Origin of the sequence: Idiomarina sp. 29L, from assembly GCF_004123135.1 — a bacterium.
GTDB lineage: Bacteria > Pseudomonadota > Gammaproteobacteria > Enterobacterales > Alteromonadaceae > Idiomarina.
The window spans coordinates 567287-592035 of the sequence record NZ_SDJS01000002.1 but is presented as its reverse complement, the minus strand read 5'-3'; the positions used below and the strand labels follow the sequence as shown (position 1 = coordinate 592035).

Here is a 24749-nt window from a genome sequence, read left to right as displayed (position 1 = left end):
AATTGCTATGACCACACCTCATATTGCTGCACAACCAGGCGCTTTTGCCGAACTTTGTCTTTTCCCTGGAGACCCGTTACGCGCCAAACATATTGCCGAAACACACCTAAGTGATGCGGTGCTTGTTAGTGATACCCGCAATATGCTGGCGTTTACTGGTAGCTATCGCGGTGTTCCGGTTTCGGTGATGGGCTCCGGTATGGGCATGCCTTCTTGTATGTTGTACGCGCAGGAGTTGTTTCAACATTACGGTGTTCAGCAGCTGATTCGTGTCGGCAGTTGTGGCTCTGTCGCTCCTCATTTGACGCTCGGGGATATTGTTGTGGCTCAGGGAGCGTGCACGGACTCTGCAATGAATCGACACCTGTTTGGTGATTACGATTTTGCACCTATTGCTGACTACAATTTGCTGAGCCGTTTCGTCAATCATTGCGACTTGAGTCATCAGCGTATTGCCGTCGGTAATGTGTTTTCTACTGATAGTTTCTATCATCCGGATAAAAAGTTGAACCAGAAAGCCGAGGCTATGGGCGCATTGGCTCTGGATATGGAAGCTGCCGCGCTTTATGCCGCCGCGGCAGTGCACAAACGCCAGGCGTTGGCTGTTATGACGGTATCTGATGAGTTGCAAACCGGGCGAGGACTGTCGGCTTTGGAGCGCCAAACAGCGTTTAAGGATATGACCGAAATGGTCTTAGAAAGCACAGTCATTTACTAAGCTGAATAAATTTATTGACTGAGATCAATAAAGAGCTACCTATTAAGTAATAACCCTATATTTCATGTGACTAATGCCGATGTATAGGCACAATAGCGAGTTTGTCGCTAAATGTATTCGCTTGAAGTGGAGTGGTTATGAAGTGGTTGGATAGGCTGACGCGACCGATTCAAAAGTTGTTTAATGTGCTGAGTTTTCGTCGAAAGTTCAGTCTGATTGGGTTTTTGCTATTTTTGCCGGTTATCGTGCTAAGCGCGCTGACCGTAAGTGACTCCCTTAATAAAAGCGATGCGCTGGAACAAAAGCAGCAAGTGGCGATGTACTGGCCTGAGTTTAAAGGCTTGTTCGAACATGTCGCCAAGCACCGGGGCATGACTGGAACGGCAGAGCAGCGCCGTGCTTTTTCGACAGAAATACAGCGTTCTGCACAGCACGTTGATAAACATTTAAACGCGTTAGCGGATTTAGCCAGCCGCTATGAAAGCCTATCTGAAAGCCGAGTTAGTGCGTTTAAACGCAGCTGGCAGCAGTTGAAAGGATCTACCGGTAAGTTTGACTCACATTCGCAGCTTATTGCACAGCTGCACCAAGCGTTAAAACAACTCAGCACTGACGCCAAACTGTTATTGGAAGACGACTTGGTCAGTCTGCAACTGGCGCGTTTAAGCACCGAGTCATTACCGCAGCTGGTTGAACTAAGCGGACAGTTACGTGGCCTGGGCGCCCAGTGGTTGAACACTTCTGGTACTGCCTCACAGCAGCAGGTCATGACCTTAAGCTACGTCCTTGAAAGTGAAGTGGAACAATTCGTTCAGGCGGTTGAAGCACTTACCGACAATAATAACGATGAAACCTTAATGAGCCACGCTAAAGCGGCAGAACAGCAACTGTCTATGTTTAGTAGTTCTGCGGCGCAGCATTTAGCGAGTCGGACTATGTCTGCCGATGACTTCTTCCGTGAAGGCTCTGCGGCTATTGGTACGTTACTTGGTTTCTATGATGCCATTATTCCGGTGTACCAACAGCGCTTGGCGGAACGCCTGGATAAACTGGATGGCGTTATCTGGAAAAACATTGTGCTGCTGGCGCTGGTATTGCTATTACAACTGTTGCTATTCACCAGCCTGTATTTAGGCATTTATCGAGCGGTAACCGCGAATATCAATATGGCTAAGCAGTTGGCTAACGGCGACTTGAACAGCTTAGGTGTCGCAGAAGGTAAAGACGAGCTGTCTAAAATTACCGACTACCTCAATTCGGTGGCCATAGAAACCAGCTATTCGGTTGACGCGATTCGTAAGTCCAGCGACGGTATGGATCGCTTGGGAGACGGTAACTATCAGGCCATAAAAGAGTTAGCTGAGCGTGCCAAAGAACAGGCTGCACAAATGCAAAGCGCGGCGGCAGCGGTAGAACAAATGACTGCGGCTATCAGCGAAGTATCTGAATCGACCCAAAAAGCGGCCACGGAAGCCGACAACACCATGACCTCGGCGCAAAACGGTCAGCAGGTCGTCAATACTATGGTCGAAGCTATTCAGCGGCTCGAGCAAGAGGTGTCTGAGTCCCAACAGGTCATCAAAACCTTATCGGAAGACAGTCAGGCCATTTCGAAAATTCTTCTGACTATTAACGATATTGCCGACCAGACTAACTTGTTAGCACTGAACGCGGCTATCGAAGCGGCGCGTGCCGGCGAGTCGGGGCGAGGCTTTGCGGTGGTTGCCGATGAAGTTCGTCAGCTGGCGCAACGTGTACAGGCGTCGACCGGTGAAATCCAGAGCGTTATTGGGCGCTTAGAAAGTAATACGGAAAATGCCGTTCATACCATGGAGCGGAACAAAGCGTTGGCCGGTGAGAACGTTGAGCACGCGAATAAGGCGTCAATGTCTCTGACCGACATTGTTGAAAACGTGGGTGTGATTAACGATCTGAATACGCAAATTGCCTCTGCGGCAGAAGAGCAGTCAGCAGTGACCATGAACATTCAGGAAAACGTTAACTCGCTGTCAGAAAGCGCGAAAGTGATAGATGAGCGCTCTCAGGAAGCGTTGGAGAGCTCGGCTCAGCTAACCACTCTGGGCGGTGAAATCAAGTCGCTGGGTGACCGTTACTACATTGAAAATGCCGTTATTGAGAAACGCTTACAAGAGCAAGATGTGCTTATTGAGTGGTCCTCGAAGCTGGACGTCGGCATTGAAGAAATTAACCGTCAGCATCAGCGCTTAATTTATATTGCTAACGAGCTGTATCGACTGAAGTTACGCGACGGCGACCAGCATGCGCTGCAACGCTTGGTGGACTCGTTAATCAACTACACGGCCACGCACTTTAATTACGAAGAGCTGCTCATGGAGCGAAACGGCTATCCGGATTTAGAAAACCACAAAGTGAAACACAAGGACTTAGTGCAGGATGTTATGCGCTTTAAACACCGCGTCGATAACCATGAAGACGTAATTGATGAGCTGTTGGACTTTGTGAAAGCGTGGCTAATGAACCATATTATGAAAAGCGATATGGCGTACAAGAGCCACCTAAACGGCAAGGGCATTCGCTAACTTTTATAGGAACTTATAGCCCCAGGCTAATCACTGGGGCGTTGCCGCCTTCTTGCACAGTGCTAAAGGCGTCTTTGCTGTTAATACCACGCCAGTCCATGGCAACCAGCGCCTGACCGGTGGCACCGCCCAGACTGTTTCCTGGCCCTAAGAGCAACAGCTTGTCCGGGGCAAATTCGCGTAATGCCACACGAATAGCGCGGCTGTAGTCATAACACTCAGTGACCTGATGCCCAAAGGTATAGTGCTTCAAGGTCTCTTTATTAACTGCGCCGGGCTCCCAAATAACGCCACGGCCGTCCACTAACGGTACCTTGGGCTGAGAAAATGTATCCACCGACCAATGCTTCAGAGCGCCTTCTGACGCGTCAGACATCAGCGGTGAATGGAACGCGGCATGACCCGGCAGAATCATTGGAAAACGGTCATCAATGGGCTCTAAGGTGTTACTTGCTGCTTGAATCGCCTCTGTTGTGCCTGCCAATAAGGCGTAACCACCGTAGCGAATGGATAAAAACAGTTCGTCCGGATGCTCATGAATGAGTGCGTCAATGGCGCTTTGTTTGTCAGCGTCGGGTTGCCACTGCTCATTCATTACTGGGTAAATTAACTGCGCACCGTCGGCCTTTGCGGTACACAGAGCCATATCTGTGACAATTTCCATAGCCGAGTCAGGCTGCCAAACACCAGCGCATGTTAGCGCCGTGTACCAACCCATAGAGTTGCCGGTAATGGCCACAATGTCGTACTGGTTGGTATCAATAGATTTAAAGTCGGCATAACCGGCGCCATAAATGAGCGCGGCCGAATTTTCCGGGGCGTAGTGGACTTTGTGCTTGAAAGTAGGTTCGCTGTCGAGCTCGCTCACTGTGGGGTAACCAAGTTGCTGACGTACACGATCAAAGGTGTCTATTAGCCTGGCTTGTTGCGGTAAGTGTCGGCGTCCAATAGAGCCTAGCTCTGGCTTGTTATAGCCGCCACGTCCGGGGCAAACGACAACAGCGGTTTGTTTCATAGCGACAGTTGTTCCTTCAAATATTCGATAATGTCCGCTTTTTGCGGTAACACCGTATTGGCGGCGCCACCCAGCGGAATAAAGCAGTCTTTCGCGGTAATACGGTCAATATGCAGCCCGTCCAGGCTCTCATGTAACGCGGTGACCAGCTCCTCGCTCAAAGATCCGCGCTGGCGGCACTCGTCGACAACCAGTAGTTGTTTGCTATCGCCTAAAGCTGAAATGACCTTATCGATATCCAGTGGCACTAAATAACGCAAATCGAGAATACGAATACGTTGCTCTAATGACAGCTCCGCACACGCCTGGCGCGACAGGTAATAGCCATTGCCATAGGTAATAATGGTCAGCTCGTCGCCGGAGCCGTAACTGCCGGGCTCTCCGAATGCCGGAAGTTTTGCGCTTTCAGGCGGAAATTCATTGAGCCAGCCGTTGTCGCCTTCTTCGAGTAAGTCCCGAGTCATATAAAGCGCAATGGGCTCTAAAAATATGACCACGCGTTTTTGCACATGAGCGAGTTCTATCGCCTGACGCATCATTAATACGGCGTCGTATCCGTTAGAGGGGCACATGACAACAACCCCGGGAATGTCTCTGAAAACAGCAAAGGAGTTGTCGTTGTGGAAGTGTCCGCCAAAGCCTTTTTGATAGGCCAGGCCGGCAATACGAATGACCATGCCGTTATGGTATTGGCCGTTCGAGAAAAACGGCAAGGTCGCAGCTTCGCCCCGAATTTGGTCTTCAGCATTATGTACGTAGGCTAAAAATTGAATTTCCGGTATCGGCAAAAAGCCTTGTTGCGCAAGACCAATAGCCAGCCCGAGTATGCTTTGCTCATCGAGCAGTGTATTGATAACCCGATTCGGACCAAATTGATCAAAGAGTTGATTCGTCACGTGGTACACGCCGCCTTTCTTGCCGACGTCTTCACCAAAGGCCAGGGCGTTTTTACACCGCGACATTGCTTCATGCAGTGCCCAGTTAATCATTTTCCCCAGAGGCTGCGGTTTACCCCAATTACGCTTGTCGAACGCCAGTACACTCTTAGTGGGTTTGGGCGCATCAGGCAATGGCGTATGGCAGCCCGATGACGGCTGTATTGAGGCCATAACATCGTCAGGGCAGGTGAGTTTCGGTCGCGAGGACGCATCGACTGCAACACGCGATATTTGCTGTTGCCAGCGGCTTAAGCGCTCACTGAGTTCTTGCGCCGGGCAAATGCCCCGGGCAATAATTTGCGCCGCGGTTTGCAGTAACACGTCGGCCTCAAACGCCTGCTCAATATCCTCTTTGGTGCGGTAGGCAATTTCAGCATCCGCACCGGCATGACCAAAGAATCGCTGGGTTTTTAAATGCAAAACCGCCGGTTTACCGGTTCGCCGAATATAGTCAGACGCCTGCTGAGCCACCCGATAGGTTTCTATGGCATCGCCGCCGTTGGCAAAATAATAGCGAATACCGGTATAGCTTTGTAACTGTTGTTGCGTCCAGCCGTTAGGTGTCCGTGTGGAGATGCCAATGCCATTGTCTTCGCACACGTACAAAATAGGCATGGGCATGCCCTGATAGCTAGCCCAGCCGGTGGCGTTCATGGCACCAACGGCTGTGGAATGGTTGGCTGAGGCATCACCAAAGTTGCACACCACTATTGCGTCGTCAGGCCAGGTACCATCGTGCGCTGTGCGTCGACTAAGGCCAATGGCGTAAGCCGTACCCATGGCTTTGGGTAAATGCGAGGCGATAGTCGAAGTCTGCGGTGGAATATTCAGGCTGAGGCTGCCTAACACTTTATGACGACCACCGGAAATAGGATCTTCGCTGGAGGCACAAAACGACAGCATTAAATCGTAAAGTGGGTGGCTACCTTCAAGCTGCTTAGCTCTTTGTAGGAAGAAAGCGCCGCTTCGATAGTGCAAAAATGCAGGGTCAGTGAGCTTTATTGCAGCAGCAATGGCCGCATTGGCTTCGTGGCCGGCACTGCCAATGGTATAAAAACTTTTTCCCTGACGTTGTAAGCGGCGTGACTCTAAGTCTGCGAAGCGACTAGTGGCTTGACTGTGAAACAGCGAGAACAGTTGCTCATCGCTTAACTGGCTGTCGACGGATAACGGCGCAGGCAAATCGCCTTGCGCCACCCGTTCAATAAAGTCCTGCTGCCAACCATCGGGTTCGCTGCGCATAATAACCTCTTAAAATGCAGGAATGTCGGTTTGCGCCCGACCGAGAATTAATGCGTGAATGTCGTGGGTACCTTCGTAGGTATTTACAGCCTCTAAGTTCATGACATGACGAATAACATGATACTCGTCGGCAATACCGTTACCGCCGTGCATGTCCCGAGACTGGCGGGCAATATCCAACGCTTTACCACAGCTGTTGCGCTTAATCAGTGAAATAGCCGTAGGGTTCAAAGTGCCGTTGTCCAGTTCGCGACCGGCTTGCAAGCAGCCCAATAGACCTAAGCTAATTTCCGTTTGCATGTCCGCCAGCTTTTTCTGAATAAGCTGGTTTGCCGCCAGCGGCTTGCCAAACTGACTGCGCTCCAGCGTGTATTGACGTGCAGCGTGCCAGCAGAATTCAGCCGCCCCCAGTGAACCCCAGGCAATGCCGTAACGCGCTTTATTGAGGCAGCTAAATGGGCCTTTTAAGCCTTTCACTTCCGGGAAAATATGGTCTTCTGATACTTCAACGCCATCCATAACAATTTCGCCGGTAATAGACGCACGAAGTGAGAATTTCCCGTCAATTTTCGGGGCGCTCAGACCTTTCATGCCTTTTTCCAGAACAAAACCGCGAATCTCGCCGTCGAGTTTCGCCCATACGACAAATACATCCGCGATAGGCGAGTTGGTTATCCACATTTTCGAGCCGGACAGCACATAACCGTTGTCGGTGCGCTTCGCGACCGTGCGCATACTGGCAGGGTCAGAGCCGGAGTCAGGCTCGGTTAAACCAAAGCAGCCGACCCATTCGCCGCTGGCGAGTTTCGGCAAATACTTTTTACGTTGTGCTTCGGTACCAAAGGTATAAATAGGGTGCATGACTAAGGAAGACTGCACACTCATGGCACTGCGGTAGCCGCTGTCAACGCGCTCAATTTCGCGGGCAATAAGGCCGTAGCTAACGTGGTTCACACCGCTGCCGCCATATTCTTCCGGTAACGTTGAGCCCAGCAGGCCCATCTCACCCAGCTCACTCATGATGGCGCGATCAAAGTTCTCGTTGCGGTTGGCTTCCAGTACTCGTGGCATCAACTTTTCTTGTGCGTACTGATGCGCGCTTTCCTGAATCATTTTTTCTTCATCAGTGAGTGCGTTTTGCCAGTTGAGTGGATCGGACCAGTTAAACCCAGCGGATGACATGTAACCTCCTGCTTAGCGCTTAAGCGACGCGACGCTCCAATGCGCTTAAATCATTAATTGTTAAAATGGACTGTTTGGTTTGAATGAGCTCTTGCTCTTTCAATGCAGTAAATATACGGCTGACCGTTTCAACTGCCAAACCCAGATAATTGGCGATATCGGTGCGAGTCATTGGCAGCCGGAACTCACTGCGGGACAGCCCATGTTGCTGCATGTGCGTACTTATTGAAAGTAAAAAAGACACCACTTTCTGCTCAGCGCTGGTGTTCACAATGTTTAAATAATGCTTGCTGTTGTTGCCCAGGCGACGACTCATTAGGCGCATCAAGTTCCCTTCTACTTTGGGAAGCTCCTGTGCAAACAGTTTGCCCAGTTTAATTTCACAAAGCATGGAGGTTTCCAACGTTTCGCAATAAGTGCTGGCGTTGCCGCTGGCAAGAGACTCAAGCCCGACAATATCGCCCACCATATGAAAGCTGGTAATTTGCTGCTTACCATTGCTGTCTATGGTGTAGCATTTCACCGAGCCACTTTTTATCGCAAAAACGGAGTTCAACGCTTCGCCTTCGCTAAATACCACACTGCGCTTATTGTATAAGTGCGGCTCGCGGCTGCTTTTATCGAGAATTTCGACATCGCTGGGAATAAGCCCCGCAGGTACACAAATAGATTGCATGCTGCATTGATTACATTGAATTGGAGTACGCATAGTCATCTCATCGACTGTATTATTGACCTGGCTCACTATACAAAACCCTCCAATTGATTTATGTACCTCTAAAGAGAGGGGGGGACATACCCCTTTGCTTATAAAATATCGACTGCCTCTACCGGGCAAACCGCATAACAGTTAGGCGTGTCGTAATACCCCTCGCATTCAACACACTTGTCCTGATTTATTTCGTAAATGTCGTCGCCCATCGCAATGGCTTCTGTAGGGCATTCGGGCTCACACATATCGCAGTTAATGCAACCGTCGTTTATTTTGATCATGCCGCCTTCCTCGCAAGGTTTTCTTTGACCAGGAAACAGTAGGGGATGTCTTTTTCATCAATGGTGACTGGGGTGTTTAACACCACGGTATAACCAGAACCGGGCGCGCGAATCATGGCTTCGTCTCGTGTTGAAGTCATATCCACCAGCTGAAAGCGATGATTACCGTTCGGTGTCATTAGCAGAAGTTCATCGCCAATGGCAAAACCATTTTTTACGGACACTTGGTAACGACCGTCGCCATGCGCATCACAAAGCTGGCCAACTAATAAGTGTTGCCCTTCGCTATGTGAGCGTTCGTAGTTTTGTAAGTCGTGCGGTGTATGGCGTTGCAAAAAACCAGCGGTAAAACCGCGATTGGCCATACCTTCTAAGTCGTTCAGCAACGTTGGGTCAAAGGGCTTACCGGCAACCGCATCATCAATGGCTTGACGGTATACCTGGGCGGTGCGGGCAATATAATAGTCGGACTTAGTTCGACCTTCGATTTTTAGCGAATGCACACCCATTTGCACCAAATCATTAACGTATTCAACGGCGCGCAAGTCCTTTGAATTCATAATGTAAGAGCCGTGTTGGTCTTCGTCGAGCAGCATTAAGTCTTGCGGTTTTTTAGGGTCACCAAGTAGCACCGGGTCGTACTGCCCGACGGCATTTTCTTTGGCTTCGTGCACTTCATAGCCCCAGCGACAGGCATTGGTGCAGGCGCCTTGGTTCGGGTCGCGTTTGTTCATATAACCCGACAATAAACAGCGGCCGGAATACGCCATACAAAGAGCGCCATGTACGAACACTTCGACTTCAATGTCCGGCACCTGCTGGCGCATTTCGGCAATTTCTTTTAAACCCAGTTCGCGCGATAGAATGACCCGTTCAATGCCTTGTTTCTGCCAGAACTTCAGCGCCGCCCAGTTAATGGTATTGGCCTGAACCGACAAGTGCAGAGGCTGACTTGGAAAATGCTCCTGCAACAACATCACTACGCCGGGGTCAGATACAATTAACGCATCGGGCTGCATGTCCACAATAGTACGCATGTGCTCGACAAAGCGCGTTAATTTCGTATTGTGCGGTGCGATGTTGACGACCACGTAGAAACGCTTACCGCGTTCGTGGGCTTCTTCAATGCAATCACCTAAGTTGTCCAGCGTGAAAGAGTTATTTCGTACACGTAGACTGTAACGTGGCTCGCCGGCATAAACGGCATCCGCACCATAAGCAAAAGCCATGCGCATCGCTTCCGGGCTACCGGCGGGGCAAAGCAGTTCAGGGCGGAAATTAGCGGCTGATGCAGACATAAAACACCTGTATGACCAAAGTGGCGGCAAAGATTAGCAAATTTCACGGGCGCTCAATTTGATGCAAATCAAGCTCCATGGCCAAGGTCTACCCCTTAGGTGGTATTCTGCCCCTCTCTTCCTGGGAATTTCGGTGGCAACACCTTTCTACTAAGCTTTCCTCACTACGCCGAGCTGCTGGCTCTAACCCCTTTTCGCAAGACAAACGCAAGGGTATGAACAGTATGCCGTGGTAATTCTGCCACCAGGGTGCATTTGGAAACGAAGGTACCTCCCGACATTTGGAAAGGTGTGAATATGCAACCATTACAAGATCGCTTCTCGCGTCGCTTCACCTATTTGCGACTGTCGCTGACTGAAAGCTGTAACTTTCGCTGCGATTACTGCCTTCCTGACGGTCCTGACTGTAGCTCTCGTAAATACGAAATTACCCTGCCGGAAGTTCGCCGGTTGGTGACCGCATTTGCCAAGCTGGGCACCACCAAAATTCGTTTAACCGGCGGTGAACCTTGCCTGCGTAAAGACTTAAGCGAAATTATCGCGACCTGTAAGTCGGTGCCGGGTATTGAGAAAGTGGCCATTACGACGAATGGTTATCGCATGAAGCGCGACTTACAGGACTGGAAAGAAGCCGGTCTCGACGCCATTAATGTCAGTGTCGATAGCCTGGATCCGGGTACGTTCCACTTGGTCACCGGTCAGAATAAGCTGCCGGAGATTATCGAAGGTATTGATCAGGCGGTGGATATGGATTTTGCAACCGTTAAAGTCAACACTGTGTTGTTGAAACAGTACAATGGTGGCGAGCTGCCTGAGTTTCTCAAATTTATCAAAGACCGTAATGTGGCACTGCGCTTTATCGAGCTTATGCGCACCACCGATAACGCCGACTACTATCAGCGCCAGCACGTAAGCGGTCAGGATATTAAGGAACGCTTGCTGAACGAAGGTTGGTCGCTGACGTCAAGAGCAGACAACGCGGGGCCGGCACAAGAGTTCGCACATCCGGACTACAAGGGCAAAATGGGTTTGATAATGCCCTACAGCAAAGACTTCTGTGACGACTGCAACCGCTTACGCGTCTCCAGTTTAGGGCAATTGTTCTTGTGTTTGTTTACCGAGCAGCATCAGGACATTCGCCAGTATTTGCAGGACGATGATCCGCAACCGTTAATTAATGCCCTTCGCAATAACGTCATGCTGAAAAAAGCCACGCACGGTTTGCATGAAGGCAACAGTGGAGCAACTCGCCATTTAGCGATGATAGGCGGTTAACATGTCGGGGGAAATTCCGTTTAGCGGACTGCTTTTGGCTGGTGGACGTTCTCGTCGCATGGGCACCGATAAAGCCTTACTGCCGGTGGGCGAAACGCCACTGCTCGATATTATGGTCGATAAAATGTACCGAGCCGGTTGTGACGATGTCGTTGTTAGCCGCAATGAAAGTGGCTACACGCAAGACATAATTACTGACAAAGGACCGTTGTCAGGTCTGCACGCCGGCTTACCAGAATGTCAGCATTCCCGGGTTTTAGTGGTTCCTGTCGATATGCCCGGCTTAACCGTCGAGGCCATGCGCACGCTAGCCAGTGCATCGGGATCAGCGTATTTCGAAGACTGTGCCTTGCCCTGTGCTCTGAAACGAACGACCGATCTGAAAGACTACATTGAGCACCAACTTCGTTCTGACAATGGCCGGCTGTCGGTCTACGCTTTACTTAAATACACTCGCGCCACAGCATTGCCGCGCGTAGACGAGAGAACCCTGTATAACACCAACACGCCAGAGCAATGGTCGACGTTCTGGCGCAGTGAGGAGACTTACCATGAAGGCAAATAAGTCGTTTAAGCCTTTAAATATCGCTGTTTTAACATTGTCCGATAAACGTACTGTCAGTGATGACACCACCGGCGACTTGCTGGATGAGCTGGCGACAGAAGCTGGGCATTCGGTGGTTGAGCGCCGCATTTCATCGCATGACTTTTACCAGATAAGAGCGGTTATTAGTCAGTGGATTGCCGATGACAATATTCATGTCATTATCACGAATGGCGGAACGGGGTTTGCTGCGGATAATGTGACTCAGGACGCGATTGAACCGTTGTTAGCCAAACATATTGACGGTTTTGGGGAGCTGTTTCGACAGCTGTCTTTTGAGGATATTGGTACGTCGAGCATGCAGTCGCGCGCGTTTGCTGGCCTGGCGAATAAAACGCTGATAGCTGCGGTTCCTGGCTCAGGCGGTGCGGCAAGGCTGGCTTGGGAAAAATTGCTGGCTCCGCAAATTGATGCGCGCCAGGGCCCCTGTAATTTTGTCGGACATTTAGTGTGAGGTTGCAATGAGTGAATTAACCCATGTGAACGAACAGGGCGCAGCCCACATGGTGGATGTTGCCGATAAGGCCACCACAACCCGGGTTGCTGTTGCGCAAAGTAAGGTAAAAACCCGCAGCGATGTCGTTGAATTGTTAGAGGCAGCGGCAGCGAAAAAGGGCGATGTCATAGCCACTGCGCGCATTGCCGGCATTATGGCGGCGAAAAAATGCAGCGATTTAATACCCTTGTGTCATCCGCTGGCGCTGACCAAAGTGAGCATTGAGTTCGAACTCGATCGCGACAAAGGCGAAGTACGCATCCAAAGTTTATGCAAAGTCACCGGTACAACCGGTGTCGAAATGGAAGCCTTAACGGCAGCATCTGTCGCAGCGCTTACGGTATATGACATGTGTAAAGCCGTCGATCCGGCTATGGTCATCACCGACACTTGCTTACTGGAAAAAGAGGGCGGTAAACGCGGACACTGGCAGCGAGGAGGCAAGCCGCTATGATTAAAGTGAAGTTTTTTGCGGTGTTACGGGAACGTTTAGGCACCTCTGAAATGGCGCTGGAGCCAACGGGTATTCATACTGTGGAAGATATTATTAAGACACTGAAGCAGCAGTCCGACAAGCACCAGAAGGAGCTGGAACGGTATCAACTGCTATGTGCGGTGAATCAGGACATGTTGCCCTTGTCGGCGAGCGTAAAAGCGGGTGACGAAGTGGCGCTGTTTCCGCCGGTAACCGGGGGATAATGACGATGCTCACCCGTATTGAGGTGCAGGAAGATGATTTCTCTGTCGCTAAAGAATATGAACGGCTGTCAGCAAATAGCGCCAGCGGTGCGGTAGTGACTTTTTCCGGCTTGGTACGCAACACACCAGACGGCCAGTTAAAAGGCCTTGAGCTTGAGCACTATCCAGGCATGACCGAAAAGGCGCTGGGCGCGATTGTGAAAGAGGCAAGTCAGCGTTGGCCGCTGCACGGTGTGACGGTGATTCACCGGGTCGGTTACTTGCCGCTGAACGAGCAAATTGTGTTTGTTGGCGTTGCCAGTGGACACCGTCAGCAAGCCTTTGATGCCGCCAGCTTTGTTATGGATTATCTGAAAACTCAGGCGCCGTTCTGGAAAAAAGAATACACGCAGGCGGGCGAGCAATGGGTTGAGGCAAAGAGCTCTGACCAACAAGCAGCTGATCATTGGCGTAACAGTGACACGAGTTCACAGGAGTAGGGTTGAATGCGCGGGTTGCTTTGTCTTTTAATGTCATTCCCTTTGCTTGCGAGCGCTACGGATTTAACCATCGCGGCGGCGTCTAATTATCGTTTGTTACTCGACGATATCGTGCAGCGATTTGAGCAAGCCGAGCAAGTTGATGTGAGCGTTATTTACGGTTCGTCTGGCAAGTTGGCCACGCAAATTCAGCACGGTGCGCCTTATGATCTGTATTTCTCGGCGAACTCAGCTTATATGGCTCGACTAGAGCAGGCGGGTGAGCTTACCGGTAGGGTGATGACTGACGGTTATGGGCAACTGGTGCTGCTGGCGTCTGCTAATTCGCAAGAGCCTTTTGTTAGGCCGTTAGAAACCCTGATGAAGGGCAAAGCGGTGGCTATTGCTCAGCCTAAACACGCACCTTTTGGAAAGGCGGCTGTTAGCTACTTAAAATCAGAGGGGGTCTACGAGCAGGTCAGTCCGTCGTTGGTGTATGCGGAAAATGTTGCGCAGGTGATGCACATGGTTCGCTCGGGTGCGGCCGACTATGGGTTTGTGGCGTTGTCACTCATTGAGCAAGGCACCGATGCGGCGCAGCGGATGAAAATCCTGCCTTTGAAAGACAAACACCTGCTTAAGCAGCAGCATGCGGTTATTGCTGGCGCTAAAAATACACAGCTCGCTACTCGTTTCAGTCAATTTATGCAGCAACCGGAAATAACCCAGTTAAAACGCCGTTACGGTATAGAGCCTGTCAATAAGCTGACAACCGATAAGGAACCGATGCATGGCAGAGGCTGACTGGCAAGCCGTTTGGCTCACCTTAAAATTGGGCGTTGCCAGCACCGCCATTTTGTTGCTCGTTGCCACGCCTTTGGCCTGGTGGTTAGCGCGGCGTAGTGGCTGGCTTGTAGCGTCCGTTCAAGCAGCAGTCGCGTTGCCTTTAGTTTTACCGCCCACAGTGCTGGGTTTTTATTTGCTCTTATGGCTTGGTCCCACCGGCTTTATTGGTGAAACGCTGGAATCTCTCGGGCTGAATCATTTAGCCTTCAGTTTCGAGGGTATTTTGGTTGGATCTATCATCTACTCATTGCCCTTTGCGGTACAGCCGCTAGTTGAGTCGTTTCGTCGCATCGACGACGAGCAGTTACAGGTCGCGGCGACTCTGGGGGCGGGCGCTTGGCGACGCTTTTGGACCATTGTGGTGCCATATTGTCGAGGAGGATTTTTAGTCTCGGCAACGCTCAGTTTTGCACATACGTTGGGTGAATTTGGCGTCATTTTAATGTTGGGCGGCAGCATACCCGGCGAAACGCAAGTGCTGTCAGTGCTGATATACGACCATGCAGAAGCCATGAATTATGACGCTGCGCACCAGCTGTCTTTAGGGTTGCTGGTATTTTCCTTTGCGGTTCTGGTGTTGGTTTACGGTTGGCAAAAGCGTTCAACTAAAAGCGAGACGCGACTATGCTAGATGTTTCTGTGAAGGTGTCTCTGGGAAGTTTTCAGCTTGCGGTTGAGCAGCAATTTTCCGATGCCGGTGTGACCGCCATTTTTGGACCGTCGGGCTGCGGTAAAAGCACTTTGCTGAAAACCATAGCGGGCGTTATCAGCAAGGCAGAAGGGCACATCACCTGGCGCGAGCAGCCTTGGCTGAATGACTCAAAAATGCGAAAGCCGGAGTATCGGCGGTTGGCTTTGGTGTTTCAAAAGGCACACTTATTCGAGACACAAACCGTGCGGCAGAACTTGCTGTATGGCCTTCCCAAAAACCGGGCAGCGGCTATTTCAGAGCAAGACGTTGTTGCCATATTGTCGCTGCAGGACTTGTTAAATCGCATGCCGAGTCAGTTGTCGGGTGGTCAGCAACAGCGTGTCGCCTTAGGCCGGGCGCTGTTGTCACAACCTGAGTTGTTATTACTCGACGAACCTATGAATGGGCTGGATAACAAAGCCAAACGCAACATTATGGACTACTTAAAGCAAATTCAGCAGCGCTTTAGTTTACCGATTATTGTGGTGACACATCATGTTGATGAGGTGGTGCACCTGGCTGACAACCTCGTGCTGATGGAGCGGGGGAGAATCGTCTCCAGCGGTACTTTACAGGAACAAATTGCTGAACTGTCCGGTCACTCTGAAGGCCCGTTGTCGGTATTGAATGTCTCAGAGTCTTTAGTTAACAATAACCGAACTGAGGGAATGTCGACCTGGATGCTGGGCGATCAAACCCTCACGCTACCTCAAGTTGGCGAAACGATAGAGAGTACCCGTCGTTTGTTGGTGTGGGCGCGGGACGTTAGCATTGCTACTCACTTTATTGAGTCGACCTCATTGACGAATCAGGTTAAGGCTCAAGTTCAGGGGTTTGAAAGCGCTGAGCACAGCGCCGAGGTTATTGTGCTGCTTGAAGTCGCCGGGCAGAAGCTTCGGGCGCTAATAACCAAAGCCTCTGCCGAGCGGTTAGATTTGCAGCCGGGGCAGTGGGTTTATGCGTCGTTCAAAGCCGCCGCTATGCATTAAGAAAACGGTACGCAAATCGATCTAAACGCTCAGTGCGCGCGTCAGCAGCAAGTGCTACCTCAATAAACGAGACTTTTTGCGTTTGTTTTAGTGCATTTTCCACCGCTGTTTCTAATTGTTCTTCGTTGTTTGCTGAATGATACTCACAGCCCATACTTTCGCTGAGCTTTTGATAATCCCAACCGGTTAAGTCGGTACAACCTAAGTCTGGTGCAAACGCCTGAATCATGTCCCAACGTTTGTTGTTGAAAAGCACCACAATGGGGGCGTAGTTATGTCGTTGGAAATGCCCAAGCTCTAACCCGCTCATTAGAAACGCGCCGTCGCCGACCAGAACCATCGGTCGCATACCGGTGGCGGCTTGAATGCCATAGGCCGCAGGAACGGCGTAGCCCATGGACGCATAATACGCTGGCGCAAGGCACAGACTTGGCTGTGCTAATAATGAAGCAAATAAACAGTCGCCAACGTCCGTTACAAAGGGCACGGTGTCTTCTGAGGACTCAAGTGTTTTGTGAATGACTCGAATAGCATGGTCGGCGGTGAACTTACCCTCGGCTACTGTCGGCTCGCTCACTCTAGATACAGAACGACCGAACCACGGCAACGACGCTTGGTTGAGGCTTTCCAGTACGGTTTTTAAATTCACCTGATGGTACTGACTTTTACCGACTCGGCAGCGGTTTTGTTGCAAATCGAGCAGCTTTTCTTCGTGGAGCAAATAGTTGTGTGCCGCGAAATTGCTGTCGGTGCGAATAATGCCAACCGACAGTATCAAGTCGGCGTCTGTCAGCAGCTGATAAGCGGCGGAGTCGCTGTCGTCCAAAAATACGCCAGTGTAGTTCGGGTGTTTCACGTTAATAACTGAACGGCCTAAAAAGGTGGTGACAATCGGTATGCCGGTTTTCTCACTAAAGCTTTCTAAAGCCGCTGAAACATGAAAGCGACGCACATCAACACCCGCAAGAATCACTGGATTTTTGGCCTTTTGCAGGCGTTCCTTAATTTGGGCGTTCAGACTGGTTAGTTCAAGTGACGGCATTGCAGGCTTCGGCCAGTCTTCCGGTTCAGCGACCTCATAGGCAAAGGCATCACGCGCTACTTCAATCAGAATAGGTCGAGATTGCCGCTGACATTCCGACAAGGCATTTTGCAAACGAGCGGTTGCTGTTTCCGGGGAGTCGATACGCGTTTGGTAACAGGTGACTTGTTCGAACACCCGCGACTGTGAGTCGGTATGTTTCGCCTGATGGTGTATATGCAGTCCGCGATCAATCTCTTTCTGAGCAGGAAAGCCTGCAATAACAATGAGAGGAACATGCTCTTCATAGGCCTGAGCCACTGCATTCACCGCATTTAAAGCACCGGCACCATAGGTTAAAAACACAGCAGCGGGGCGGTTGGTAATACGCGCGGCGGCATCAGCACAAAAAGTAATGGCGGGCTCGTGACTCAAATAATGAAAGGGTATGTCACTGCGCTTTTGAATGTCACTTAACAGCGGCAGAATAAAGTCGCCGGGAATGCCAAATAACTCTTTAATGCCTAGCTTATTGAGTTGGTCGAGTAATACGTCGGTAAATTGCATGGACACCTCCTTGAGCAGGACAGTGTCCATGTTTTTCAGTTGGCTGAATTGATGCTGATCAAACTTTAATCAAACAGGCGTGAAAAAGGCAGAACCTTAACCGTATCACCTTGTTCCACGGCGCCTTGCTCCTGCTCTAACAATATTAAACAGTTGGCTTTTTTCACCGTACTCAATACCGCAGAACTTTGTGAGCCAGCGCTGCTAACCGTCAGTTCGCCTTGCGCATTCTGCTCGTAGAAGCCTCGTTGGTAGTCCGCACGTCCAGGACGCTTCTTCAGTGGCGCTGACGCAACCGCGTTAAGTGCCAGCGGCTTAAAGTGCTTCTCACCGCTTAGATGTCTGAGCACAGGCTGTGCGAGCTGATCCATGGTCACCGTTGCGGCAACCGGATTTCCCGGCAGACCAAAGAACCAGGCGTTACCGAGTTTCCCAAAGGAGAAGGGTTTGCCGGGTTTCATGGCCACCTTCCAGAAGTTGACCTCGCCGAGTTGCTCTAACGCATCTTTAGTAAAGTCAGCATCGCCGACAGACACGCCGCCACTGGTAATAATGGCGTCACAGTTACTTGCCGCTTCAGACAGCGCCTTTTGCAGCGCGTCTAAGTCGTCTTTCAAACACCCTAGATCGACAACATCAACCGGCAAGTTGCTGAGCATGGCTTTCAACAAGTAGCGATTGCTGTCGTAAATTTGTCCTTCGGCCAGCTTGCCTCCGGGAGCGACCAGTTCATCACCGGTAGAGAATACGGCGACTTTGGGCTTTTTAAAGACCGGTACTTCCGCCACGCCTAATGACGCCAACAGGCCAATATCAATGGCACTGAGTTTTGTGCCCTCGGCAATCACTTCTTCACCCACGGACATGTCACTGCCGCGCAAGCGAATGTTTTCGCCTTCCGAGGGGGCTTTATTAATGACAACGCTGCTGTTGTCTGCTGCCTCAGTGTTTTCTTGAATAACCACGGCGTCAAAGCCTTCTGGCACCGGTGCACCGGTCATAATGCGCACACACTGACCAGCTTCCACTTTGTCATTAAACGGATGACCAGCCGACGCAACACCCGCTATGATTAAACGCGTACCGCTCTGAGCTTCCTTGCAGCGAACGGCATAACCATCCATGGCAGAATTGTCATAACCGGGCACGTCCAGCGTTGAATTGACAGGTCGGCTAAGAATGCGACCATGCGCATCATTAAGCTCTATGACTTCTTTTTCTTTGGTTATTTCAACGGCAGCTAGCATCTCTGCCAGCGCTTCTGTAACGGGCTTGAGTGGTTGACTCATTCCTGCTCACCTTGTTGGTTAACCATCCAGACTGCCGCTTCAACACGCGAGCGCAGTCCGAGTTTCTTCAGTAAATGTTTAACGTGTACTTTCACCGTACCGTCAGAAATATCCAGTTCGCGCGCGATGACCTTGTTGCTCATGCCTTTCGCAATAAGGCTTAGAATTTCATACTCGCGATTAGTCAGCGAGCTTAGCTGCGAGCTTGGCGACTTGGTTGGTTGGCGCAACGCCGTTGCCAGAATTTCAGTAATGGCTTCGCTTAAGACCATTTTTCCGGTCACTGCGCGGTGTATTTGCTCCAATAGCAGCTCTGGCTCCATATCTTTTAACAGGTAACCGTCGGCACCATTGGTTATGGCCGCAACCACGTCGTCGTCTGCGTCGCTGACTGTCAGCATAATAATACGAGAGGTAACGCCGTTGTCGCGCAGCTTTTTCAGCGTTTCAATACCGTCCATACCCTGCATGTTCAAGTCCAGAACAATTAAGTCAGGGTCGTGCTCTTCCGCGAGCTTTAAAGCGTCTGCGCCACTACTGGCCTCCGCAACAACTTGCATGTCGTCTTCCATGGCAATCAGTTGTTTAAGCCCCTTTCGTAGCAATGGGTGGTCGTCCACCAACATGATACTGGCTGCTTCGGTTGTCATGATTTTCTCCCTAAATAACAAACTGTTGATAGTTTGACATAGGTCGTGTGTAAATTCATCGCAAACACCCCGACTTGCCCATTTTGAACCAAAAACTACCTAAAAAAGGGTAGTTGCCTACCTCACAATAACCCGCCAACTAACTAATGATGCAAGTTGCGCATTTGTCGGGCACAGGTCAAAGTTTCACTATGATTCAAAACCCTACATTAGCCAATAGCGACCTGTATATGCAAAGTACATCGGCTACTCGCTGGACCACATTAACAACGCTTTTGCTCGGTGTGACACACTGGGCTAGCTGGAGCGTTATTGTGGTGCTATTGGCAAAGTCCAATTTGTCACTGGATCCGTCACAGCTCATGTTGTTGGTGGGGCTGGCAGGTGTTAGCGGCGCCGCGTTTCGTTTTGTGGGTATATTTCTGGGGCGTTTACTCGGCCCATGGAAACCCGCGGCTACTAATGTATTGTTATTGGGGTTGTCACTGCTCAGTTGGCAGGCTTTTTCTTTATTTGAGGTGAGTTACGTCAACTTAATGGGGTTAGCGGCGCTGTCGGGTGTTGGCTGCATGATGTTTGCTCCGGCTTTCGATTTAACCCGGCGAGACAAAGAAACTGAACGCCTGCCTATGTCCATGAGTCTGGTTATTGGCATGATGATATTTGCCATGTTTACCGCTCAGTTAATTATTCCTTTCTTGTCGACCTGGCAAGCCGACTTTATGCAATCCGGGCTGATTTTAGAGCGCAGTAGCGGGCACTTTTTCTCGCGGGTCGATGCCGGTCAGCCCATAATGTTGAGCACCATCAGTGCGCTATGGATGTTTGTGTTTGCAGCTATGGCGTTGCTGAGCATTGGTGTTGCCTGGCTATCACCCCAAAAAACTCCGTCCGAGAAAGCCCAGTCGGACAGTCAATTATTGCGTAATGCTCATGTGTGGTATTGCAGTATTTTGTACAACATGACCTTTGGCAGTTTCATCGGTTTTGCCATGGTGTTGCCTCTCGTGCTGGAGTTAGTTTTTGGTTATAGCACGCTTATTTTGGTTTGGATGGCTCCGTTTATTGCGTTGTTAGCAAGGCCTTTTGGTCGCTGGCTGGCTGGTATATTCGGTGGTGCGGTAGTGACACAAATTAGCTTGCTGCTAATGATAGTCTTCGGAGCCGTGGCGGGGTGGTATCTTTACTTAGCGCAAAACGACACTGCCGAACTCTATTTCGAACCCTTTTTCATTAGCATGATGGGTTTGGTATTCACCAGCGCATTAGGCAATGGCTCCGTGGTAGTCACCATGACCAAAGTTTTCCCCAGAGCTTACACCCATAAAGTACTTACCTGGGCGGGAACCGTCGCTATGCTCGGCGCCGTTTACCTGCCATTTCGCTTCACTATAGCGCTAGAGTCACAGTCACTCGACCTAGTGTTTGTCGACTTTGTTGTCTTTTACTTAGCGGGCGTCATACTCAATGGCTGGATGTACCTGCGCAAACATGCGCAGTTTTATAATCCGTAGAGTCAGTAAATAAGTTGAGGTTTGACACGGGTCGTGTTTTATTTAAGTAGTTTAGCATTACTTTTTTAAAAGGTCGCTCGTCATGAAAATAGATCGCTCCTTCAAAAAGCTATCGAAAGCACTGCCTTTTATGTTGGCGTACGTAGATAATCAACGTCGGTATAAATATGTGAATGAAGCTTACGAGCGTTTCTTTGGTGTGAAATTAAAGGAGCTTAAGGGCAAAACAATAGCGGAAATTGTCGGGCGTAGTAGTTACGAAAAAATATCGCAGCTGCATGACAAAGTGCTTAAGGGAGAGGAGTTAAGTTTTGTCGATAAAGTCGTTTTGAACGATGGCAGAACGTTGCAGCTTGACGTTAAATACGTCCCTAACTTCGAGGGGGCTGAAAAAACAGTCAATGGCTTCTTTGCGGTTATCAATGATATTACGGATTATGCAAGCGCTGCAGAAGTACTGCGAGCGGTACATGATGTCGTTAATAGACAATCTAAGACGCTCTCTACAGATCGAATTAACAAGTTATTACGCTTAGGCTGTCACTACCTCAACGTCCAAACAGGTATTGTGAGCTTTGTCGACGGACACGACTACATCGTAAAATATGCGTACTCGGAAGGCGACCCTATTCCACCGGACACAAAGTTTGAATTAGGTGAGACTTATTGCTCGGTGACCCTCGCGGCTGACGAGGTAATTGCTACCGCTCACGCTTCCGACAGTGAAGAGTACTCAGGACACCCTTGCTTTGATAAATTCAAACTTGAGACGTATTTAGGCCTTCCCGTAAGGATTAACGGTAAGGTTTGGGGAACGCTCAATTTTACTAGTCCTGAAACTCGCATAACGCCTTTCACAGAATTAGATATTGAGTTAGTAGGCCTAATTTGCTCTGCTATTGAAACTATCATTATTAACTCTTCAAAAACCAAAAGGCTTGAAAAGCTCGCCTATACCGACTTTTTAACCGGGCTGACCAATCGACTTTTTATTACGGAGCGCTTTGCTGAACTGCAAGCTCACAAAACGTCAGCAAATAATGTCTCCTGCTTTGCAATTATCGACATCGATCACTTCAAAAGCGTTAATGACACTTATGGCCACGACGCAGGCGATAAAGTTTTGCAGCAAACTGCTCGAACAATTGCTGAGCTGGTGAGGGTGAGTGATTTTTGTTCAAGAGTCGGGGGAGAAGAGTTTGCGATTATATTGGAAGATATCCCGCTTAAAACGGCAGCGGATGTATTAGAAAAGGTTCGAACATCAGTAGAAGATATGATTGTGGATATTGGAAATGAGCAAAATGTCTCAATTACCGCATCAATTGGCGTTACTCAGTTGACGGAAGAGGATGAATTTAATAGTGCCTACAAAAGGGCGGATATAGCGTTATATCGCAGTAAAGACGGAGGACGAAACCAAGTCCAGTGGCATGAAGGGGATGAGTGATGCGAGTAGTTGCTAAACCGAAGAGGTCACCACAGCCAAGATCATAGCTAGTTACACTTTTCCCATTGCTCGTATGCTGGCAGCAGGTAAAATTGCCTCCATCACTTACTTAATTCGTTAATGAAATGATTTTTAAAGTTATTTTGGCTTTATCACTGCTTCTAATCTCCTCGGTGAGCTTCGGGAAAACATCACCGCAACAGGCAGAGCCTATCCGAGTCGTTACCTTAGGAACCTTTCATTTCAACTTCCCTAACCTCGATGTTGTGAAGGTTAAAGATGACAGCAAAATTGATGTTTTATCGAACAAGTATCAAAGACAACTTGAAGTTATCGCGCAGCAGTTAAAAACTTTTAGCCCAACACATATTGTTGTCGAGCATAAGACTGAAAAGCAAAAAGAGCTGTCTGATAGTTACAAAAACTACTTATCTAATACACCAACACAGCCTAACCAACTCCCACGCAGCGAGGTCTATCAACTTGGGTTTCGGCTCGCGGAAAAGCTAGGGCATAAAACATTGTTCGCTGTAGATACTTGGGGGAAAATATATCCCCAAGTCGACAAAGTGCTTAACGATGAAGTTAAAGTAGCTGAGTTCGGTAAGTATTATAAAAATAATTCAGATAACGCACTGCGTTACGATACCGGAAATCCAGTGTATAAGTCACAAAGTATTACGGCGGAGTTATTACGTATAAACAATGAAAAACACATCAAAAAATCGCTTGGTAACTATTTGATTGGTCACTTTAAGTTTGAAAATGAAGAAAATGAGTACTTTGGCGCTGACTTTGAGACAGGTCGTTGGTTTAATAGAAACCTAAGGATCTTCAGAAATATCCAACGAGTTCCAACCCAGCCTGGGGATAGGATCTTAGTCATCTTCGGTTCAGGACATATGAATCTTCTGAACTTATTTTTTGATGCGTCGCCTGAGTATAAGCGAGAGCCTTTAGAAAAGTATTTGAGCACTTCCAAATAATAAGAAATCTTCTTTGTATGCTGGCAAACTGGGTACCAGCATCACTGTTCGGTACCCGAACTTTCTAAAGGCTCGCCTTCTTCATCTTGCAGCTGATTATCGTACGCTGCTTGCAGACCGGTTTCTTCTTCAGGCACCTCACCCTCATGTTCAGTATGACCGGGATAGAAAGGCGATATGAGTGCGATAAAAACACCCACCGCCGCAAAAATAGAGAAGCTTTCGGCATAGCCAAATTCACCAACGAGTAAACCAATAATAGGCGATCCTGCTGCCTGGCCTAGGGCACACGCCACAAAGGGCAGCACGGGTCCCATTGAGAGACGGCCTGGTAATAAACGAATGCCTGTCATCAGGTACAATCCGGTTAGGCTCATGTAGGCCAAACCAAAAATCAATGCTGAGAAAACGGCCAGGTAGATCTGGCTGGGGCTGGCGGCCAACAGAGTTAAACTGGTTGTCAGCATCATTAGCATGAGCGCGTGGGTTATCGCCGCCTAAGCCCGCAATACCTAAGGCTAACCATAACCAACCGCTTTGTTGGGATGACAGTGACCCCAAATTGGTGACTAAATCCGGCCCAAACGTCCAATATGCAGATGCAATAAAACCCATGGCGAAGGCAAATAAGGACAACTTTAATAAGCGCCACCATTGTCTAGCTTTAATCTTAGGTGGTGGTGCGGCATTAGAGGGAGTAAGTCTGGAAACCGACGGAATTAAAAACCAGGCAAGTAGAACACCAATAATGGCGACTACCGTGAAGGACAAATAGGCGTAACGCCATGCCCCCACTAAAAACAAGACGGCCGGAACAGAGAGCGCCACACCAATGCTCGTGCCCGCATTCATAACAGAACTGACACGGCCATGAATGGAACGGTCGACCAAAGCCTGCATGGCGGAAGTTAACGCCGGCATCATTAAACCCGTGCATATACCGCAAGCGAAGACACCCAAGCCGAGGCTAATGGGTCCCGCTGCCTGGCTGACTAACGCCAGACCGAAAACACCAAATAAGGCGGATAGTACGGTTGTATTACGCGCACCAAAATACTTGGTGACTAAAGGCGCCACTAAACTGATAAGAACGAAACTGATAAGGGGGAGTGCGGCGATAACACCAATTGTGTTAGCGCTGATTTCTAGGTTAGTACGTATTTGCGGGACAAACAAACCAAAGGCGAAGCGAGCCAGCCCAAAGCTTATGGCAATAAGTGTGGCGCCTGTCAGCGCAAAACGGATGCCTGAAACCTGTCCCATAAAT

The 24749-nt window shown here is 49.6% G+C and carries 25 protein-coding genes and 1 riboswitch; of the genes, 14 read left to right on the top strand and 11 right to left on the bottom strand.

Annotated features, from left to right (window positions below; genetic code table 11):
* Positions 1-7 precede the first annotated feature (7 nt).
* On the top strand, positions 8-718 hold the full coding sequence (gene deoD / locus EST55_RS06480) for a purine-nucleoside phosphorylase (RefSeq protein ID WP_129496888.1): 711 nt from the start codon (positions 8-10) through the stop codon (positions 716-718).
* A gap of 137 nt (positions 719-855) precedes the next feature.
* Complete coding sequence (locus tag EST55_RS06475; RefSeq protein WP_129496887.1) at positions 856-3279, top strand: bacteriohemerythrin; 2424 nt, start codon at positions 856-858, stop codon at positions 3277-3279.
* Between the two features lie 13 nt (positions 3280-3292).
* Here EST55_RS06475 and EST55_RS06470 read toward each other — a convergent pair whose 3' ends face one another.
* The 6 genes from EST55_RS06470 to EST55_RS06445 form a co-directional block, all read right to left on the bottom strand.
* A complete protein-coding gene (locus tag EST55_RS06470) occupies positions 3293-4294 on the bottom strand; it encodes a malonyl CoA-ACP transacylase (protein ID WP_129496886.1) in 1002 nt (333 codons plus the stop codon).
* Positions 4291-6474, bottom strand: a complete 2184-nt coding sequence (locus tag EST55_RS06465) for a thiamine pyrophosphate-dependent enzyme (protein WP_129496885.1) — start codon at positions 6472-6474, stop codon at positions 4291-4293. The genes EST55_RS06470 and EST55_RS06465 overlap by 4 nt, the downstream gene beginning before the upstream one ends.
* 9 nt (positions 6475-6483) lie before the next feature.
* Entirely contained in the window at positions 6484-7656 is a 1173-nt protein-coding gene (locus EST55_RS06460) for an acyl-CoA dehydrogenase (protein WP_129496884.1), read from the bottom strand.
* A 19-nt stretch (positions 7657-7675) separates the two neighbouring features.
* The gene (locus tag EST55_RS06455) at positions 7676-8365 is read right to left on the bottom strand and encodes a helix-turn-helix domain-containing protein (protein WP_240665261.1); all 690 of its coding nucleotides are present in this window, start codon (positions 8363-8365) and stop codon (positions 7676-7678) included.
* A 98-nt stretch (positions 8366-8463) separates the two neighbouring features.
* Complete coding sequence (locus EST55_RS06450) at positions 8464-8649, bottom strand: 4Fe-4S binding protein (protein WP_053954289.1); 186 nt, start codon at positions 8647-8649, stop codon at positions 8464-8466.
* Positions 8646-9947 carry a U32 family peptidase gene (locus EST55_RS06445; protein ID WP_129496883.1) on the bottom strand — a complete coding sequence of 434 codons (1302 nt, stop codon included), beginning with the start codon at positions 9945-9947 and terminating at the stop codon, positions 8646-8648. The genes EST55_RS06450 and EST55_RS06445 overlap by 4 nt, the downstream gene beginning before the upstream one ends.
* A 155-nt stretch (positions 9948-10102) precedes the next feature.
* A riboswitch (molybdenum cofactor riboswitch) is annotated at positions 10103-10256 on the top strand.
* Between EST55_RS06445 and moaA the strand changes: the two genes are divergently transcribed.
* From moaA to modC, 9 genes are all read left to right on the top strand, one after another.
* The gene (gene moaA / locus EST55_RS06440) at positions 10245-11222 is read left to right on the top strand and encodes a GTP 3',8-cyclase MoaA (protein ID WP_129496882.1); all 978 of its coding nucleotides are present in this window, start codon (positions 10245-10247) and stop codon (positions 11220-11222) included. (Overlaps the previous riboswitch by 12 nt.)
* A gap of 1 nt (position 11223) precedes the next feature.
* A complete protein-coding gene (locus EST55_RS06435; protein WP_129496881.1) occupies positions 11224-11787 on the top strand; it encodes a molybdenum cofactor guanylyltransferase in 564 nt (187 codons plus the stop codon).
* Positions 11774-12280, top strand: coding sequence for a molybdenum cofactor biosynthesis protein B (gene moaB, locus EST55_RS06430; RefSeq protein ID WP_129496880.1), 507 nt, complete (start codon positions 11774-11776; stop codon positions 12278-12280). Before EST55_RS06435 ends, moaB begins: the two co-directional genes overlap by 14 nt.
* Before the next feature lie 7 nt (positions 12281-12287).
* Positions 12288-12776, top strand: coding sequence for a cyclic pyranopterin monophosphate synthase MoaC (moaC, locus tag EST55_RS06425; RefSeq protein ID WP_129496879.1), 489 nt, complete (start codon positions 12288-12290; stop codon positions 12774-12776).
* Positions 12773-13021 carry a MoaD family protein gene (locus EST55_RS06420; RefSeq protein ID WP_129496878.1) on the top strand — a complete coding sequence of 83 codons (249 nt, stop codon included), beginning with the start codon at positions 12773-12775 and terminating at the stop codon, positions 13019-13021. The genes moaC and EST55_RS06420 overlap by 4 nt, the downstream gene beginning before the upstream one ends.
* Positions 13021-13500 (top strand): molybdopterin synthase catalytic subunit MoaE, encoded by a 480-nt coding sequence (gene moaE / locus EST55_RS06415; protein ID WP_198511830.1) that lies wholly within the window; start codon positions 13021-13023, stop codon positions 13498-13500. The genes EST55_RS06420 and moaE overlap by 1 nt, the downstream gene beginning before the upstream one ends.
* Positions 13501-13506: 6 nt before the next feature.
* Positions 13507-14283, top strand: a complete 777-nt coding sequence (modA, locus tag EST55_RS06410) for a molybdate ABC transporter substrate-binding protein (RefSeq protein WP_129496877.1) — start codon at positions 13507-13509, stop codon at positions 14281-14283.
* Complete coding sequence (gene modB / locus EST55_RS06405) at positions 14270-14956, top strand: molybdate ABC transporter permease subunit (protein WP_129496876.1); 687 nt, start codon at positions 14270-14272, stop codon at positions 14954-14956. Before modA ends, modB begins: the two co-directional genes overlap by 14 nt.
* Positions 14950-16005 (top strand): molybdenum ABC transporter ATP-binding protein, encoded by a 1056-nt coding sequence (modC, locus tag EST55_RS06400; RefSeq protein WP_129496875.1) that lies wholly within the window; start codon positions 14950-14952, stop codon positions 16003-16005. The genes modB and modC overlap by 7 nt, the downstream gene beginning before the upstream one ends.
* Here the strand turns inward: modC and EST55_RS06395 are convergent.
* The 3 genes from EST55_RS06395 to narL all read right to left on the bottom strand — a co-directional run bounded on the left by EST55_RS06395 (position 15995) and on the right by narL (position 19532).
* Positions 15995-17593 carry a thiamine pyrophosphate-binding protein gene (locus EST55_RS06395; protein WP_129496874.1) on the bottom strand — a complete coding sequence of 533 codons (1599 nt, stop codon included), beginning with the start codon at positions 17591-17593 and terminating at the stop codon, positions 15995-15997. The genes modC and EST55_RS06395 overlap by 11 nt on opposite strands.
* 65 nt (positions 17594-17658) lie before the next feature.
* Positions 17659-18882, bottom strand: a complete 1224-nt coding sequence (glp, locus tag EST55_RS06390; protein ID WP_129496873.1) for a gephyrin-like molybdotransferase Glp — start codon at positions 18880-18882, stop codon at positions 17659-17661.
* Positions 18879-19532, bottom strand: coding sequence for a two-component system response regulator NarL (narL, locus tag EST55_RS06385; RefSeq protein ID WP_100691001.1), 654 nt, complete (start codon positions 19530-19532; stop codon positions 18879-18881). The genes glp and narL overlap by 4 nt, the downstream gene beginning before the upstream one ends.
* 191 nt (positions 19533-19723) lie before the next feature.
* Between narL and EST55_RS06380 the strand changes: the two genes are divergently transcribed.
* The 3 genes from EST55_RS06380 (at position 19724) to EST55_RS06370 (ending at position 23482) form a co-directional block, all read left to right on the top strand.
* Positions 19724-21046 carry an MFS transporter gene (locus EST55_RS06380; protein ID WP_129496872.1) on the top strand — a complete coding sequence of 441 codons (1323 nt, stop codon included), beginning with the start codon at positions 19724-19726 and terminating at the stop codon, positions 21044-21046.
* Positions 21047-21128: 82 nt separating this feature from the next.
* Positions 21129-22496, top strand: coding sequence for a diguanylate cyclase (locus EST55_RS06375; RefSeq protein WP_129496871.1), 1368 nt, complete (start codon positions 21129-21131; stop codon positions 22494-22496).
* Between the two features lie 125 nt (positions 22497-22621).
* Positions 22622-23482 (top strand): DUF5694 domain-containing protein, encoded by an 861-nt coding sequence (locus EST55_RS06370; protein ID WP_205702580.1) that lies wholly within the window; start codon positions 22622-22624, stop codon positions 23480-23482.
* 41 nt (positions 23483-23523) lie between these two features.
* On the opposite strand, the gene EST55_RS12355 is transcribed toward EST55_RS06370, so the two are convergent.
* Together EST55_RS12355 and EST55_RS06365 are read right to left on the bottom strand one after the other, a co-directional pair.
* Complete coding sequence (locus tag EST55_RS12355) at positions 23524-23778, bottom strand: hypothetical protein (protein WP_240665260.1); 255 nt, start codon at positions 23776-23778, stop codon at positions 23524-23526.
* Positions 23720-24745: an MFS transporter gene (locus EST55_RS06365; RefSeq protein WP_240665259.1), complete on the bottom strand. Its 1026-nt coding sequence runs from the start codon at positions 24743-24745 to the stop codon at positions 23720-23722. Before EST55_RS06365 ends, EST55_RS12355 begins: the two co-directional genes overlap by 59 nt.
* Positions 24746-24749: the final 4 nt, after the last annotated feature.